The organism is Cytobacillus sp. FSL R7-0696 (assembly GCF_038006865.1).
In the GTDB taxonomy this organism is placed as follows: domain Bacteria; phylum Bacillota; class Bacilli; order Bacillales; family Cytobacillaceae; genus Cytobacillus; species Cytobacillus kochii.
In genome coordinates this window covers 3853460-3868052 of sequence record NZ_JBBOWA010000001.1, presented here as the reverse complement: position 1 = coordinate 3868052, position 14593 = coordinate 3853460, and the positions used below count along the sequence as shown (strand labels likewise).

The following is a 14593-nucleotide window of genomic DNA, read 5'->3' as shown; positions in this document are numbered from 1 at the left end:
CTTATTTCTGTTCTTTCATTTGCGATAATAGTTCACTGGGTGTTTCACATTGTATAAACTCGCCATTAACTATTGCATATGGACTTTTCTTGCATTGCTTACAATGTGATTGGCATTCATATTGTTTGTAAGATACCTCTTTACTAGAAAGAAAAGGGCCAAAAAGTGCAAAGTCTTCATCAGTATAAAAACGATCGAGGTTCTTTTCACAAAATTCTATCGTAACTTGTTCTTTTTTTGAAAAAATTTTATTAAATAATCCCATTTACAACATCCTTTTTTAGATGTCTATTTCCTATTTATCCGTAGAATACTATACCATGCTTTGACAAACATTTTCAAATAGATTTGCAACAATTACCTTTCCCTAATCTCATTCACTATAACTTTTAAACCGTTCGTCAAAGGAGATTTGCTCATACTAGCAATCATTTCTGCTCTATCCAATTCCATTTGTCTTAACGTATGTAATAAGGAACCAATTGCTTCTTCCTCGATTACTTTAGCGAATCCTTTTTGTGCAAAAGATTCAGCATTTAACAATTGATCACCTCTACTTTGTTTTTTAGATAGGGGAATGATTAGCATGGGCATATTTAGTGCTAAGAATTCAAATAACGCATTGGATCCACCCCTTGTGATTACACAATGAGTAGCGGCAAGGATATGTGGTAATTCCTCATGAATATATTCAAATTGTTTATAACCTGCTTTCCCTAGTAAACTTTCATCAACTTGACCTTTTCCACAAATATGCACAACTTGATAGTTACCTAATAGATTTGGTAATTCCTTGCGAACTTGTTCGTTTATCTTTTTGGCACCTAAACTACCACCCATAACAGTAATAATTGGCTTTACACTAGAAAAATGAAGCAACTTTAGGGCCGTGTTTTTATCGCCGTTAAATATTTCTGGCCGTATTGGTGAGCCAATGGCAAACACTTTTTCTCGCGGAAAATAAGCTTTCGCTTCTTCAAACGAAGTAAACACTTTTTCAGCAAACCGTTGGGCAATTTTATTTGCTAACCCGGGTGTTAAATCACTCTCATGGATAAATGCTGGTATCCTTAGCATTTTAGCAGCAATTATTACGGGGACTGATACAAATCCACCCTTTGAAAAAAGCAAATCAGGCTTTATCTGTTTTAAGATTCTCCTTGCGTCAATTACACCTTTCATGACGCGAAAGATATCCCTTACATTCTCTAAGTCTATATATCTTCTTAATTTCCCACTGGAAATTGAAAAATAAGGGACCTCGGTCTTTGCGATTAACTCCTTTTCAATGCCTGTTTTCGAACCTATGTAAAAAAAATCGACTTCTTTCTGTAATTCTGTAATAAGGGCGAGATTAGGGGTAACATGCCCCGCTGATCCCCCTCCTGTTAAAACTACTTTTTTCTTAGCCAACATCAATCATTCTCCTCATTCTCTTATTTAAAGGTCTTACTGTTATTTTATTTTCCTAACCCCTCCCATGCAAATTTGATTTCTTCTATTTCAGCCTGAGCTCCTCCCTCATCATGAACATCAATAAAGCCAATTGCTCGGTTTAAACTTGTGCCTATTTGATTCAGTTCATTTTTCTCTACAGAAAACTGCACTCGCATCTGAACAGTTAAAAACCCTTCTTTGGCTCTATTGATTTGTTTTTTTGCACTTTTCCAATCGCCTTCGTGAATTGATTGTTCAACTAAAGAAAGCGTCCCTATTACATCATCGCCATCAACAAGTGGTTGTTTAAGAAAATCTCCAGACTTCATTGTAAAAATAAAAATAGCCAATATAAGTAATGGAATCAATTTATAAAGAATAAACTCTTTCATTTACTTCAATCCTTTAAAATCTGTTATATCTACGGGTTTTTTCATTTTATCATGATAAGCGTCAATAAAGAGCATCCCGTTGCTATCAATAATCGCTAGAAAGATATCACTAATTTTTGTATATCCACGATTTTTTAATTCTTTCATCAGCCATTCCTCAGATTTTTGCAATTGCTGCAAATTATTGCGGACAAGCACACCATCATAAATTAATTCCGTCCCTATTCCTTTATATGTAGACTTTAACTGTAAATCTCTTGGGGTAACTGGTAAATAATCCGCTTTTTTTAACACGGATATTTGCCCATCTTTTTCTACAATTGCATAATCTACCTCTTTTAAATCAAATATCCCTTTTTCTCTTAGTTGTTCTTGGAGATCAGAGATACGGTAACGCAGTTTCTTCATAACTTCATCCATAATTTCCCCATCCATAATAACGATGACAGGCTCCCCATCGAAATAGATTGATGCTTGTCGCCACTTCATTGTTACTTTTTGCAGACATAATACAAGAACCGTCCATGTAAACAGCCCCACCCAATATGGCCAAGCATCTGTCGCGATGTCTGCTGAAAGATTTGCGGCCATAGAACCAATCGAGATACCTAAAATGTAATCAAAGAATGTGATTTGACTCACTGTTTGTTTACCTAAAAATCGTGTAAATATAAGTAATGTACCAAAAGCAATAATCGACCTTACAATAACGACCGATGTCTCATTCATTGACTTCACTCCTACAATCATTGCCTTTAGTATGAGCAGAACTAGAAAAAGTATCCAGAAAACCTTTGAAGTTTGAGGGGAGTAAATAGATTTTTTACAAATGAATTTTTTTTGTATAGATACAAGGGTTCTTATTTAAAGGAAAAAGATTCTCGCATCATTTTCACAAGTTTGTTTGCTTAGTTAACATCTATTTAATTTTATTTTGTTAGTTCCACAATAGATTGCTCGGTTCTGTATGTTATCATCTCCAACCAAGGTTTGCTGTAAAATATAATGTTTATCTTCCGTCATTTCTTAACGAGTCTGATTCATCATTCTTCTATGCAACTGATTCTCTTAACTTAAACCTTAAATAACCTAGATAATGGTTTTTCCTTTGTCGATTAATATGCACAACACAAAAAAATGAAGCCTTATTAGACTTCACTTCATTTTTCCTTATATATCTAATTCTAAGAAAATCGGACAATGGTCACTACCCATTGTTTGACAGTGTGCACCGGCATCTTTGATTTGTGCTTTTAATTTTTCCGACACGATAAAATAATCAATTCGCCAGCCAATATTCCGCTCTCTCACTTTGGCCATGTACGACCACCATGTATAGACATCCGTCTTTTCTGGATAAAGGTATCTGAAAGAATCGACAAACCCTGATTCAAGGAGACTTGTCATTTTCCCACGTTCTTCATCAGTAAATCCTGAATTTCCAATATTGGACTTTGCATTCTTCAAATCAATTGTTTGGTGTGCAACATTTAAGTCCCCTGTATAAATCACAGGTTTTTCCGCCTCTAACGAAAGCAAATATGTTTTTAAATCATCTTCCCATTGTAAACGATAGTCTAATCGGGAAAGATCTCTTTTTGAATTCGGTGTATATACATTTACAAGGTAAAACGTTTCAAATTCTAACGTAATAATTCTACCTTCTTCTTGTTCTTCGTTTTCCCCTACGCCATATTTTACAAATAGAGGTTTTTCTTTAGTAAAAATAGCGGTTCCTGAATAGCCCTTCTTAACAGCATAATTCCAATATTGATGATAGCCATTTAAATCTAATTCTATTTGACCTGCTTGAAGCTTTGATTCTTGTATACAAAACACATCCGCATCCACTTCTGCAAAAAAGTCGAGAAAGCCTTTCTTCACACAAGCACGCAAACCATTTACATTCCATGACACAAATTTCATGTTGCTAAACTCCCCTTTTTCTCTATCTGTCCCTTCTTATTCTATAGGAAGTTTGTCTTTGATAAAAGCCTTGTGATTTGCTATAGTTTTTACGTATAGTTTGAAGGAGGAATACTAATGGCCGATCATCAATTTCATTTAAAAGCACACTTTCCAGGATTACGAAATAGCGTCGGAACAATCGAAAGTGGACAACTGCGTACAAAAGTATCTATTCCACCTGAAATGAACGGACCAGGAGTAGGGACTAACCCAGATGAAATGCTTCTAGGTGCTGCTGCCACTTGTTATATCATTACCTTAGCTGCCATGATGGAAAGAAGTAAAGTAGAGAAAAATGATTTATCGATGGAATCAACTGCAATTGTTAACGAAACGAATGGCGTCTTAACTTATAAGAAAATCATTCATAAACCAACCATCGTACTTACTAACCGTGATAATGAACGTGACAGAGATCTTGCTCTGAAATTGGCTAAAAAAGCAGAAGCATCCTGCATGATTTCGCGCGCCATACAAGGCAATGTAGATATTGAACTAGAAGTAACCATTAAATAAAAGTATCGTTTTCAATCCACGTCTCTTACAAGTTTTCCCTAGAGGCGTGAGGATTTAATAAAACGACGCCAACCACTTCTCCGTGATCTCTACAAATCTTTTGGCTGCTGGTGACAGATTAAACTTCATCGCTAATCCTAATATGCGATAGCTTTCTTCCTTTAATGGCATTACCACACAATTTTTAGGAATGGTTTCTAATAATAATTCTGGCAATATGCTTACACCAAAATTATGAGCAACCATTGACTTAATTGAATCTTCCGCCATTAATTCAAAGCGAATATTTGGTTGGATCTCCGCTTTAGCAAATAAATCTTTTACTTCATGGTACCCCCCATATGTCGGCATGATAAAAGGAATATCCTTTAACTCTTGTACGCTTATCTCACTTCTTGTTGAAAAAGGATGATCTGTTGACACAATACAACGCAAACGGTCCTTTTTTAACGGAATAACATCAAAATGACTGGAGCTATCGACATTAATAAAGCCACAGTCTAATTTTCCATTAAGAATCCAACGGTCAATCGCTTCATAATCTCCTTCAATTAATTCAATACGGATATAAGGATAACTTTGCTCCATTGATTTAATGATTTCGGGTAACCAAGTAGATGAAACACTCGTAAATGTACCTACTTTTACTGTTCCTTTCATCAAACCCGTTATTTTTGCTGCCTCTTGTTGTACTTGTTCGTCATAGTGTAACACCTTACGAATACTTACAAGCATGCTTCTTCCTTCATTCGTCAATGTTAGCCCACCTCTTGAACGATGAAAAAGCGTGAAACCTAATTCCTTTTCTAAATTAGCCATCGCATGACTGACTGCAGATTGTGTCATCCCTAGTACTTCTGCTGCTTTCGTAAAACTTTGAAGCTCAGAAACCTTGCTATAAATCTCATATTTAACTAAACTCATCTCGCTACTCCTTTTCATGAAATTATTTCATATAAACAATGAAAAAGATTCGTTTTATTAATGTTAATAGATTCATTATAATACATGTAGAAAATCATGAGAATGGAGAAATGGTTATGAGTATGCACACGAAAGCAACGATTCTTTTAGTGGTGGTGAATTTTTTCTGGGGATTATCTTATATTTTTATGAAGATGGGAATCGCGTCGATTGAACCATTTAACCTTGTCGCATTAAGATGTTTAATTGCCTTTGTAATTGCCGCTACCTTTTTTTATCGTTCTTTACGGCATGTTAATATGGAACTTTTATTTTACAGTTTTCTATTAGGCTTCTTATTATTACTTGTGTTCTCTTTAGTTACTGTTGGCTTGACGATGACAGATGCTTCTAATGCCGGATTTTTATTAAGTATGACGGTCATATTCGTTCCGGTGATCCAAAGTATTCTGCAAAGAAGGTTACCAATCGTGCCAGTTAGAATTGGCATCATCATTACATTTGTTGGTATTATCATCATGACAATTACACAATCATTATCATTCAATTACGGCGATATTTTATGTATGCTTTCCGCTCTCGCATACGCTATTCAAATTCTGATTATTGGAAGAGTCACTAAGGATCATGAACCCATTACAGTTGGTATCATGCAACTCGGCTTTGCTGGTATACTCGCTCTTGTTTTAAGTAGCTTTTTTGAATCACCAATCCTACCCCAAAACACAGTTGCTTGGATGAGTATACTTGGACTAGCGATTCTATGTAGTGCCTTTGGCTTTATTTCCCAAGCAGTGGCACAAAAACATACATCACCAACACAAACGAGTTTAATGTTTTCACTAGAACCTCTCTTCGCTGCCGGTCTAGCTGTTATTATTCTTGGTGAAGCATTTACCATTCGAGATATCATAGGTGCTTTTTTAATTATTTGTGGTGTGATTGTTGCGACATTAGGGAGCTATCGAGTGCCTATTAAGGTAAAAACTGAGCAAACAATGGAACAAAAAACAGAAAAAATTCTACTTTAGTACAGCCATTAACTTAATATGGAAAGGAGGAAGTTTATGTTATCACTTCGTAGAGTCTTAAAATTACGTGATTTAGAAATCTTTCATGTATGGAAGCAAGAACATTTCTTATCTTATGTAATCATTGAAGATACTAGAAAACCATTTACAAATGATGATAAAAAACTAGAGCCGCTCTGTTATATGGAAGATGAAGATATTGATGAGATACTAAATGTTTTCAGAATTTCTATTATTAATGATGAAAAGTTAAACGAAGAGGATTCGGAAACACTACGAATATATTTTTCGGACTTCGTTAACAATACTCACTTAACAAATTTTATTATGAAGGAATATATTCAAGAAGATTTGTATGAGAACGAAGACGATATAAAGTCCTTTAATAAAATCCTACAAAGTATTGGTTCAAATTATATAATAGAAGAATTTGATGAAAAAAATTGGATTTATTTATCACAAGACTAAGGTTTCTTATAAAAATAGAGCCGTTCACTTTGTTCAGAACGACTCTACTTTTTTAATTTTTTTAAAATGATTCTATATCAATAACCTTTTTTCATCAAATACACACATAATAAAAGTGAAAGAACGATAAAACTAATTAACGCCATAAAACCGCCTGTAAAAGAGCCTGTTGTTGTACTGAAAAAGCCAACAACCATTGGCCCAGCAGCTGCTACTAAATAAGATACACATCCGAATGTACCGCTTATTCTCCCCATCACTTGGGATGAAGCGACTTCATGGAGCATCGTCATGGTTATCGGTGCTGGCATGTATAATACACTTAATAGAATAATTGTAAGTAGAATAACGATTGTAGTATTCGTAGTGTATAAGAAGCCTACGAAGCAGCCTATGATGATGACACTTGCTACGGCGACAAATATAGCCCGTTTCATCCATCTATCAGAAAGATAGCCACATACCAATTGAACGATGATGGCAAGAGCATAACCCGCTGCATTAATCATAGCTGAATTAACAAAATCAATCCCCTTTGCTTCTGTTAAATAGCTTGGCAAAAATGTAGAAAATCCAAAAAAACCGATTGAGACGCAAGCATATACTGTTGTTAATATCCAGAACAGAGGACTAGTTAAAACAGATTTAACACTTCCTGTATCGATGTTAGCAGTCTTTTTCACTCCTTGTCCCTTTTCTATATAGTTCACTTCTGCAGCATTAGTTGCATAATGTTCAGATGGTTTGTTTCTAATCATAAAAATAAATATGGCCAAACAAATAAAAGAAATAATCGCTAGTGCGAAATAACTTTCTCTCCATCCAAAAGAGGCGGCAATTAATGCGATCGCTGGAATACCAATAACTGGTCCGATTGCATTCCCTGTAAACCAAAAAGACTGAGCTTTCCCTTGTTCTTGTTGCGGAAACCACTTAGCAGTTAAGGTAAGTGCAATGGGGTATAAAACACCTTCACCTACCCCTAGTAATGCTCTTGACCATAATAATGCCGTAACCGATGTAGCTACTCCACCGATAATCATCGCTATACCCCAAATGGCTATACCAATCATTCCACTCTTAAATGCGCCGATACGGTCGACTACAAATCCCCAGAAAAACTGCCCTAATGCGTATGTAATTAAAAAGACAGAACTTAATGTTCCCTTGATCACATTATCACTAATAGCTAAATCTTGTAAAAACTGTCTTTCTGCAAATAGTATATTAATATTAGATTTATCGATCATTGAAACCGTGAACAGTAGCATTAATGGTAGTGAAATATAAATCCACCTAGCATTTGTTGCCTTTGTCATGTTTTCTTCGTGAAGTACATTTGCCTTTTGCATAGTTGAATCACTCCTTGTGAAAATTGGCATGTTAGTAGAAGAGTGATATAATAAATACACTCTTATTGATGGCTTTCCTAGTAATCTTTAAGATAGAACAGGTATCTTGCAATCAAAGGGATTTCCCACAAAATCCTTTGGAAGATACCTGTTTTTTTCCTTTAATTTGTTTGTAGTGTTTGAAAAGATGCCTCTGCTTCCTTAATCCATGTTCTTAACTTATTTGGACTGATAGGTAAATCATTTGTTTTAATTTCTAATGGATGAAGTGCATCTACAATTGCATTTGCTATTGCAGCTGGTGGCGCGATGGCACCCCCCTCACCTACACCTTTTATCCCTAGGCGATTTCTTGTTGATTTGAATTCCTGGTGTGCTTTTGCCACCGTTGGTACTTCCATCGATGTTGGTAATAAATAATCCATATAAGTACCGGTAAGCAATTGCCCTGTTTGGTCATAGACGATTTCTTCGTAAAGAGCTGAACCAATTCCTTGTGCAATACCGCCTTGCACTTGACCATCAACAATCATCGGATTAATAACCGTACCACAATCATGTACAACACTATATTTCTGTAAATCTACAAAACCTGTTTCTTTATCAACCTCCACTTGTGCCATATGAATCGAAGCAGCAAATGTAACGGTTGGAGGGGCAAAATAATGTGTTACTTCTAAGCTTGCTTCCATGCCTTCTGGTAAATTCCCTAATTTAGCAGGCAGCGCCGCTCGCCCAACATCTTGATAGGTGACAAACTTTTCAGGAGAAGTCTCTGCATATATTTTCCCTTCATCAATGACTAAATCTTCATCCGTTTTTAGCAAATGTGCAGCGATTTTTAACACTTTCTCTCTCATTTTTAATGCTGCCTCATAAATAGCTGAACCTGCATTTACTGCGCTTCGGCTTGCGTAAGTTCCTTGACCCATTGGCAACACAGTTGTTTCGCCAACTCGAACAGTAATATTTTGCGGGTTTACACCCAATCCGTCTGCTGCAATTTGTGAAAATACTGTTTCATGCCCTTGTCCTTGAGGGGTACAGCCTAAATAAGCTGTTACATGACCAGAAGGGTCAATAGAGATATGTGCCCCTTCATAAGGTCCTGCGCCCGTACCTTCTACGTAAGAAGAGATGCCGATACCAACTAGCTTACCTTCTTTCTTCTTCTCTTCTTGTTCTTTTCTAAAAGCATCATAGTCAACTAAATCAACTGCCTTGCGTAATGCATCAGGATAATCGCCACTATCATAAATAAGCTGATGACCATCTTTTACAAGAATTCCTTGATCATAAGGCATGTCTTCAGCTTGGATCATATTTTTCTTCATAATTTCGATTGGATCTACTTTTAATTTTCTTGCGACGATATCGATAATTCGATCCATTACAAAGACTACTTCAGGTCTACCTGCCCCCCTAAATGGGACATTAGGTGTTTTGTTCGTTAAGATGACTTCACATTCACTATCATAATTAGGGATTTTATAAGCTCCTCTTAAATGATAGGCACTATTATAAGCACAAGTTAAGGCGAAGAAATTAACAGCACCACTATCAATCACAAAAAAATCCTTAATTGCCGTAATCGTTCCATCCTGTTTAAATGAAACTTTCACATCATGGATTTGATCCCTAGATTGCCTTGCACTTGTTAAATGCTCCATTCGGTCCTCTACCCATTTTATCGGCCTCTGCAATTTTTTAGCCAAGTAAGGAATAACAATCTCTTCTGGGTGAACACCTCCTTTTGGTCCAAATCCCCCTCCAACATCAGATGCTGTAACACGAATACTTAAATCGGGTAATGACAAACAATGTGCTAAAGTAGATCTGATTTCATAAGGCATTTGCGAAGACGACCAAACTCTCAGTTCTTGATTTCTTGTATCAAATTTCGCCACTACTCCTCTTGTTTCTAACGGATTTGATCCGAGTCGTGGGGTGCGAATTTTTTCATTCATTATATAGTCCGCCTCGGCAAATGCTTGCTCAACATTGCCTGTTGTCACATGAAAATGGGACTGAATATTATTTTCTAAATGTTCTTGTATGAGAGGTGCACCCTCTTTTCGTGCCTCATATGGGTCAACAAGGGGTTGTAGCGGCTCATACGTTACTTCAACTAGATCAGCTGCATCTTCGGCGATGTAACGATTTTTCGCCACAACTATTGCTACAGATTGGCCAACGTATGTAACTTTCTTCTTAGCCAAAATATCTTCATAGTTAAAGTTGATTGTTGGCGATATGGCCTCAACTAAATTGGGTGGCAAAAAACAATGTGATTCAAATTGCGTCAATGGTTTGATGTCTTCAATATCTTTTGCAGTAAATATCCCATAAACACCCTCTATTGCTTTTGCAGCCTCTATATTTATGTCCACAATCTTCGCATGTGCATGAGGGCTTCTTACAAATACTGCCTCTGCCATATTGGTTAAACTAATATCGCCTACAAACATGCCCGTTCCAGTTAAAAGGCGATAATCTTCCTTTCTGTGCATGCTTTTTCCGATATATTTATGCATGTTTCTCCCTCCTTTTATACCGTTTGATGTGTAACTTGCTTTACTGCTTTAACAATATTGGCATAGCCTGTACAACGGCAAAGATTCCCTGAGATGGCTTCTCGAATTTCTTCTTCTGTCGGATTGGGATTTTCTTTCGTAAATTGCGTTAGTGTCATTAAGAACCCTGGTGTGCAAAATCCACATTGGAGGGAATGGCAATCCGTAAATGCTTGTTGAAGAGGATTTAATTGACCATCTTCACCAGCAAGTGATTCAACTGTTTCAATTGTTGCCCCATCTGCTTGAACAGCTAGCATTAAACAACCTCGAACCGCTTCACCGTTTAAAAGTATTGTACATGCCCCGCATACCCCATGCTCGCAACCGACATGTGTGCCTGTTAAAAATAATTCTTCTCTTAAGAAGTCTGTTAATAAGAGCCTAGGTTCTATATCTCTTTCCACTTTTTCTCCATTTACATTTAAAGAAATATTCACTTTATCCAACCTTCTCTTCTCCTTCCCATGCTCTTGCTATTGCTTCTTCTATTGCACGTTTTAATAGGGTACCAATAAGTTCCCTGCGATAATCAGCACTTCCGTGCAAATCTCCTTCTGGGTCCACACACTCACTCGTTAATTCAGCGATTTCTTTTAATAAAGCTTCCGTTACTTTCTTTCCTATTAATAATTCCTCAGCTTCTTCTATTATAAGAGGAACAGGATTGACACCACCTACAGCTAGTTGTGCCTTTTGAATAAGTCCTTGATTATCTAGTTCAATTACTGCTGCAGCGATTGCTAAGCCAAAATCTCCATGTCTCCTCGCCACTTCTACAAAAGAATGCCCCACTCTCTCTCCTTGTGTCATAATTGGAAAGCGGATTTCTTTCACTAATTGATTTGTTTGTAATGAAGTCAGGAGATAAGTGAGAAAAAAATCTTCAGGACCGACAACTTCCTCTTCATTCACTGAAGCAATAACAATCTCACCTCTTAATGTCGTCAATACACACGGTAATTCTGCCGAAGGATCACCGTGAGCTATACTGCCACCAATTGTCCCACGATTGCGAATTTGTTTATGACCTACCCACTTAATTGCGTCAATAAGCAATGGACATTTTTCTTTAATTAATAGTGAATTTTCCACTTCCACATGCCTTGTCAGTGCACCAATGGCGATATATCCATCCTCTTCACGAATATAATTTAACTCCTTTATACCGCTTACATCGATTAAAAACTCAGGGGTAGATAGCCTCATATTCAGTACAGGTATTAAACTTTGCCCTCCAGAAATGATTTTACAATCATCTGCGTATTCTTCTAGATAGGTTAGTGCCTCATTAACACTTGACGGTTTTAAATATTTAAATTTTGATGGTTTCATGCTCGTGCCACCCTTTCGTTACGCCTTTTGTAAAGTGATTTGTTTCTCCACATCTTTAAAAAAGTTTCCAGCAATAAATTTCGCCACACCGCTCATTACTCTGCTTCCTACACCTGCAATCATGCCGCCAACTTCAGCATCACATTCCCATTTAACTTCACACTTTTCTTCATCAACTGCAGTAATATAGCAATCCATTTTTGCTTTAACAAATCCTGGTTTTCCACTCCCTTCTGCTATTAATTGATAGTGTACAGGTGCTTCGATATCTTCAAGTTTTACATTTCCTTTGTAATCCCCTTTAACTGAAGCAATGCCGAATTTCATTTCAACATCATAGGTTCCGTCCTCTTTTAACACTAGGCTTTTGCATCCTGGAATAGCTTTTTCTAATATTTGAGGGTTGTGAAGAGCATCCCAAACATCTTTATAATTTTTTTTCATTTTCACTTGACCTGATAAGATCATTATTTTCTCCCCTTTATATTTTTTGAATTGTGCTAATAGTAATAATATTAATTTTTTCGAAAAATTTTGTCAATAAAATACGGATGTTTTTGTTTCGTTAACTAAATATCGTTTCTTATATAAAACATAAATATGTAAAAAAGATTGTTTTAGATGAAGAAGGCTATTTTTTGTTTTGGATGTAAAACCATTTATTATTTTAGCTTTTCATACTCTTTTATTGTGTCTATATCTAATAGAATACCGCGGTCATTCACTGCAATTTCTTCCTTATATGGGATGGTCTGAATAAAGTTCTTCCCACTTTGTTGTTGAATCGAATGAATCATTGTATTGTTGATGTTTGCAAAATAGACAGGATGGCCAGGCGTTTGATCATATGATGGCCTTATAGATATTGGATGTTTCTTCTCTCTCGCTAACTGCTGCCCTCTTTGAATAATCATTTCACTTGTTTCCTTTTCTATAAAGGGGGCGTCTCCTAAAAAAACGAGTGCATCTTCCTTTGAAAAGGCAACTTTGGAAAGTCCTTTGTACAGTGAAGACGATTGACCATTGGCATAATCCGAATTAAAAGCCCAAGAAAAGGAAGGATTGTTTATCTTAATTCTTTCCATAATGGTAACTGCATCATGACCAATAACTGCTATCACTTCTTTACAATGTAACTTTAATACTTGTTCAATGACATAATGAAGCATAGTTGTCCCTTTAAATGGCAGCAACTGCTTCGTCCGCCCCATTCGCGTAGATAACCCTGCTGCGAGAATAATTGCTTTCATTGGACGTTTATGATGATTGGTGGATAAATTCCGCACCTTGTAGAAAGCCTCCTTTATGTCTTGTTCTAACTGCTATCACTTCAGCAACAATACTAATAGCAATCTCCTCAGAGGATACGGCTCCTATATCAAGACCAATTGGACTATGCATTCTTTGTAAGTCTGTATACGTGAAGTGACAACCTTCCAAATAAAGCTGATCGAGGATTTTGATACGTCGTGATTTCGGTCCTAAAACGCCTATATAAGGAGCCAGTGAAGACAGGGCAAATTTTAATGTCTGCTTATCTTTCTCAATATGATGATTCATAACGACAATATATGTACGATTTGTTACACGAATACATGCTGTGAAATCCTCTGGTCTAGCTATTATTCTTTCGGCATGAGGAAACCTTTCTTCATTGTTATAAAGGCTTCTTTGATCAATGACAACCGTTTTCATCCCGCATTCTGCTGCATATTTAACAACAGGTATCGCATCATGTCCTGCACCAAACACCATCAAAGTAGGTGATGGAACAAATACATCGAAGAATATGTCTACATCTAATTCATTCTCATCTTGTATCATTAAACTTTCTGATTGCGGGTTGGATTGCCTTAACTTTTCTTTAGCAATGGATAAAGCAGCCAATTCCAATTCTTGGTCATGGAAAGATCCAATAGGGGATTGATTTTCCAGATAGCAAATCCGATAATTTTTTTGTGACAAACTAGCTTCCGTAATGGTCATTAAAACAGCAGCTTGTTGTTGGTCAATCGCATCTAGCCAAGCGTCAAAAGGCGCCAATTTCTTTTGCACATTCATCCACCTCCTCAATATTCTGTGTTGTATATATTATAGGTTCAATATAGATATGAACCGTTCCTGGACAGCCAAGACCTAACCCCCATACCTCGTCTTCATCTAAATGATACGTTTTAATTATTGGAGCTTTTGTCTTTATTACTTCCTTGGCTATTTCTGCTACATCTGCTTCTAAACAGCCCCCCGATATTAATCCAACAGTAACTCCATCCGCATCGATTAGCATTTTTGCCCCTTCTTTTCGATAAGCTGATCCTTTTACTTTAATAACTGTTGCTAGCGCACAAGGAAGCTTCTTGGCTTTTAGTTTTTGTATTGCCCTCATCACTTCCAACTGTTCATTAGTCATCGACATCACCCTCCAATGCGTATATATTTAATAGTACAAATAAAAATTGGAATGTTTTACCTATAAAACGAAGTTTCCGATATAGAATAATATAATCGTTACTTCTTGACTATGTCAATTAAATTTTTAGAAAATTTACAATAGATTACTATTTGAAATTTTTGACTTCTTATTACCCAACATACAT

General features: G+C 36.4%; 17 protein-coding genes. 3 read left to right on the top strand and 14 right to left on the bottom strand.

Annotation, left to right across the window (positions count from 1 at the left end; all coding sequences use genetic code 11):
- Position 1 precedes the first annotated feature (1 nt).
- From MKX29_RS19830 to MKX29_RS19810, 5 genes are all read right to left on the bottom strand, one after another.
- Positions 2-265: a DUF1450 domain-containing protein gene (locus MKX29_RS19830; RefSeq protein WP_191814296.1), complete on the bottom strand. Its 264-nt coding sequence runs from the start codon at positions 263-265 to the stop codon at positions 2-4.
- Between the two features lie 92 nt (positions 266-357).
- On the bottom strand, positions 358-1413 hold the full coding sequence (locus MKX29_RS19825) for an undecaprenyldiphospho-muramoylpentapeptide beta-N-acetylglucosaminyltransferase (protein ID WP_341108318.1): 1056 nt from the start codon (positions 1411-1413) through the stop codon (positions 358-360).
- Positions 1414-1460: 47 nt separating this feature from the next.
- The gene (locus MKX29_RS19820; RefSeq protein ID WP_095373097.1) at positions 1461-1829 is read right to left on the bottom strand and encodes a DUF4363 family protein; all 369 of its coding nucleotides are present in this window, start codon (positions 1827-1829) and stop codon (positions 1461-1463) included.
- Positions 1830-2558 carry a DUF421 domain-containing protein gene (locus MKX29_RS19815; RefSeq protein WP_095373096.1) on the bottom strand — a complete coding sequence of 243 codons (729 nt, stop codon included), beginning with the start codon at positions 2556-2558 and terminating at the stop codon, positions 1830-1832. It lies immediately after the preceding gene.
- A gap of 441 nt (positions 2559-2999) precedes the next feature.
- Positions 3000-3755 carry an exodeoxyribonuclease III gene (locus MKX29_RS19810; protein WP_289433904.1) on the bottom strand — a complete coding sequence of 252 codons (756 nt, stop codon included), beginning with the start codon at positions 3753-3755 and terminating at the stop codon, positions 3000-3002.
- Between the two features lie 117 nt (positions 3756-3872).
- On the opposite strand from MKX29_RS19810, the gene MKX29_RS19805 reads away from it, so the two are divergent.
- Positions 3873-4313: an OsmC family protein gene (locus MKX29_RS19805; RefSeq protein WP_251161722.1), complete on the top strand. Its 441-nt coding sequence runs from the start codon at positions 3873-3875 to the stop codon at positions 4311-4313.
- 54 nt (positions 4314-4367) lie between these two features.
- On the opposite strand, the gene MKX29_RS19800 is transcribed toward MKX29_RS19805, so the two are convergent.
- Positions 4368-5237 carry a LysR family transcriptional regulator gene (locus MKX29_RS19800; protein ID WP_281202583.1) on the bottom strand — a complete coding sequence of 290 codons (870 nt, stop codon included), beginning with the start codon at positions 5235-5237 and terminating at the stop codon, positions 4368-4370.
- 116 nt (positions 5238-5353) lie between these two features.
- Between MKX29_RS19800 and MKX29_RS19795 the strand changes: the two genes are divergently transcribed.
- Positions 5354-6268 (top strand): DMT family transporter, encoded by a 915-nt coding sequence (locus MKX29_RS19795; protein ID WP_281202582.1) that lies wholly within the window; start codon positions 5354-5356, stop codon positions 6266-6268.
- Positions 6269-6304: 36 nt separating this feature from the next.
- A complete protein-coding gene (locus MKX29_RS19790) occupies positions 6305-6736 on the top strand; it encodes a terpene synthase (RefSeq protein ID WP_224938345.1) in 432 nt (143 codons plus the stop codon).
- A 77-nt stretch (positions 6737-6813) separates the two neighbouring features.
- Here MKX29_RS19790 and MKX29_RS19785 read toward each other — a convergent pair whose 3' ends face one another.
- From MKX29_RS19785 to MKX29_RS19750, 8 genes are all read right to left on the bottom strand, one after another.
- On the bottom strand, positions 6814-8088 hold the full coding sequence (locus tag MKX29_RS19785) for an MFS transporter (RefSeq protein WP_251161725.1): 1275 nt from the start codon (positions 8086-8088) through the stop codon (positions 6814-6816).
- Positions 8089-8249: 161 nt separating this feature from the next.
- Positions 8250-10622 carry a xanthine dehydrogenase family protein molybdopterin-binding subunit gene (locus tag MKX29_RS19780; protein ID WP_341107230.1) on the bottom strand — a complete coding sequence of 791 codons (2373 nt, stop codon included), beginning with the start codon at positions 10620-10622 and terminating at the stop codon, positions 8250-8252.
- Between the two features lie 14 nt (positions 10623-10636).
- Positions 10637-11101, bottom strand: coding sequence for a (2Fe-2S)-binding protein (locus tag MKX29_RS19775; protein WP_308937070.1), 465 nt, complete (start codon positions 11099-11101; stop codon positions 10637-10639).
- Position 11102: 1 nt separating this feature from the next.
- Positions 11103-11996 carry an FAD binding domain-containing protein gene (locus MKX29_RS19770; protein ID WP_281202580.1) on the bottom strand — a complete coding sequence of 298 codons (894 nt, stop codon included), beginning with the start codon at positions 11994-11996 and terminating at the stop codon, positions 11103-11105.
- Positions 11997-12014: 18 nt separating this feature from the next.
- Positions 12015-12464, bottom strand: a complete 450-nt coding sequence (locus tag MKX29_RS19765; RefSeq protein ID WP_341107227.1) for an SRPBCC family protein — start codon at positions 12462-12464, stop codon at positions 12015-12017.
- Between the two features lie 194 nt (positions 12465-12658).
- Positions 12659-13282: a nucleotidyltransferase family protein gene (locus tag MKX29_RS19760; RefSeq protein WP_251161728.1), complete on the bottom strand. Its 624-nt coding sequence runs from the start codon at positions 13280-13282 to the stop codon at positions 12659-12661.
- Positions 13254-14051 carry an XdhC family protein gene (locus MKX29_RS19755; RefSeq protein ID WP_281202579.1) on the bottom strand — a complete coding sequence of 266 codons (798 nt, stop codon included), beginning with the start codon at positions 14049-14051 and terminating at the stop codon, positions 13254-13256. Before MKX29_RS19755 ends, MKX29_RS19760 begins: the two co-directional genes overlap by 29 nt.
- Positions 14026-14406, bottom strand: a complete 381-nt coding sequence (locus MKX29_RS19750) for an XdhC family protein (RefSeq protein WP_224938352.1) — start codon at positions 14404-14406, stop codon at positions 14026-14028. The genes MKX29_RS19755 and MKX29_RS19750 overlap by 26 nt, the downstream gene beginning before the upstream one ends.
- Positions 14407-14593: the final 187 nt, after the last annotated feature.

Bases quoted from the DNA above. Each gene is read 5' to 3' on its own strand.
- MKX29_RS19830 (WP_191814296.1), bottom strand. From the start codon at position 265: ATGGGATTATTTAATAAAATTTTTTCAAAAAAAGAACAAGTTACGATA.
- MKX29_RS19820 (WP_095373097.1), bottom strand. From the start codon at position 1,829: ATGAAAGAGTTTATTCTTTATAAATTGATTCCATTACTTATATTGGCT.
- MKX29_RS19815 (WP_095373096.1), bottom strand. From the start codon at position 2,558: ATGAATGAGACATCGGTCGTTATTGTAAGGTCGATTATTGCTTTTGGT.
- MKX29_RS19810 (WP_289433904.1), bottom strand. From the start codon at position 3,755: ATGAAATTTGTGTCATGGAATGTAAATGGTTTGCGTGCTTGTGTGAAG.
- MKX29_RS19805 (WP_251161722.1), top strand. From the start codon at position 3,873: ATGGCCGATCATCAATTTCATTTAAAAGCACACTTTCCAGGATTACGA.
- MKX29_RS19800 (WP_281202583.1), bottom strand. From the start codon at position 5,237: ATGAGTTTAGTTAAATATGAGATTTATAGCAAGGTTTCTGAGCTTCAA.
- MKX29_RS19795 (WP_281202582.1), top strand. From the start codon at position 5,354: ATGAGTATGCACACGAAAGCAACGATTCTTTTAGTGGTGGTGAATTTT.
- MKX29_RS19790 (WP_224938345.1), top strand. From the start codon at position 6,305: ATGTTATCACTTCGTAGAGTCTTAAAATTACGTGATTTAGAAATCTTT.
- MKX29_RS19785 (WP_251161725.1), bottom strand. From the start codon at position 8,088: ATGCAAAAGGCAAATGTACTTCACGAAGAAAACATGACAAAGGCAACA.
- MKX29_RS19780 (WP_341107230.1), bottom strand. From the start codon at position 10,622: ATGCATAAATATATCGGAAAAAGCATGCACAGAAAGGAAGATTATCGC.
- MKX29_RS19770 (WP_281202580.1), bottom strand. From the start codon at position 11,996: ATGAAACCATCAAAATTTAAATATTTAAAACCGTCAAGTGTTAATGAG.
- MKX29_RS19765 (WP_341107227.1), bottom strand. From the start codon at position 12,464: ATGATCTTATCAGGTCAAGTGAAAATGAAAAAAAATTATAAAGATGTT.
- MKX29_RS19750 (WP_224938352.1), bottom strand. From the start codon at position 14,406: ATGACTAATGAACAGTTGGAAGTGATGAGGGCAATACAAAAACTAAAA.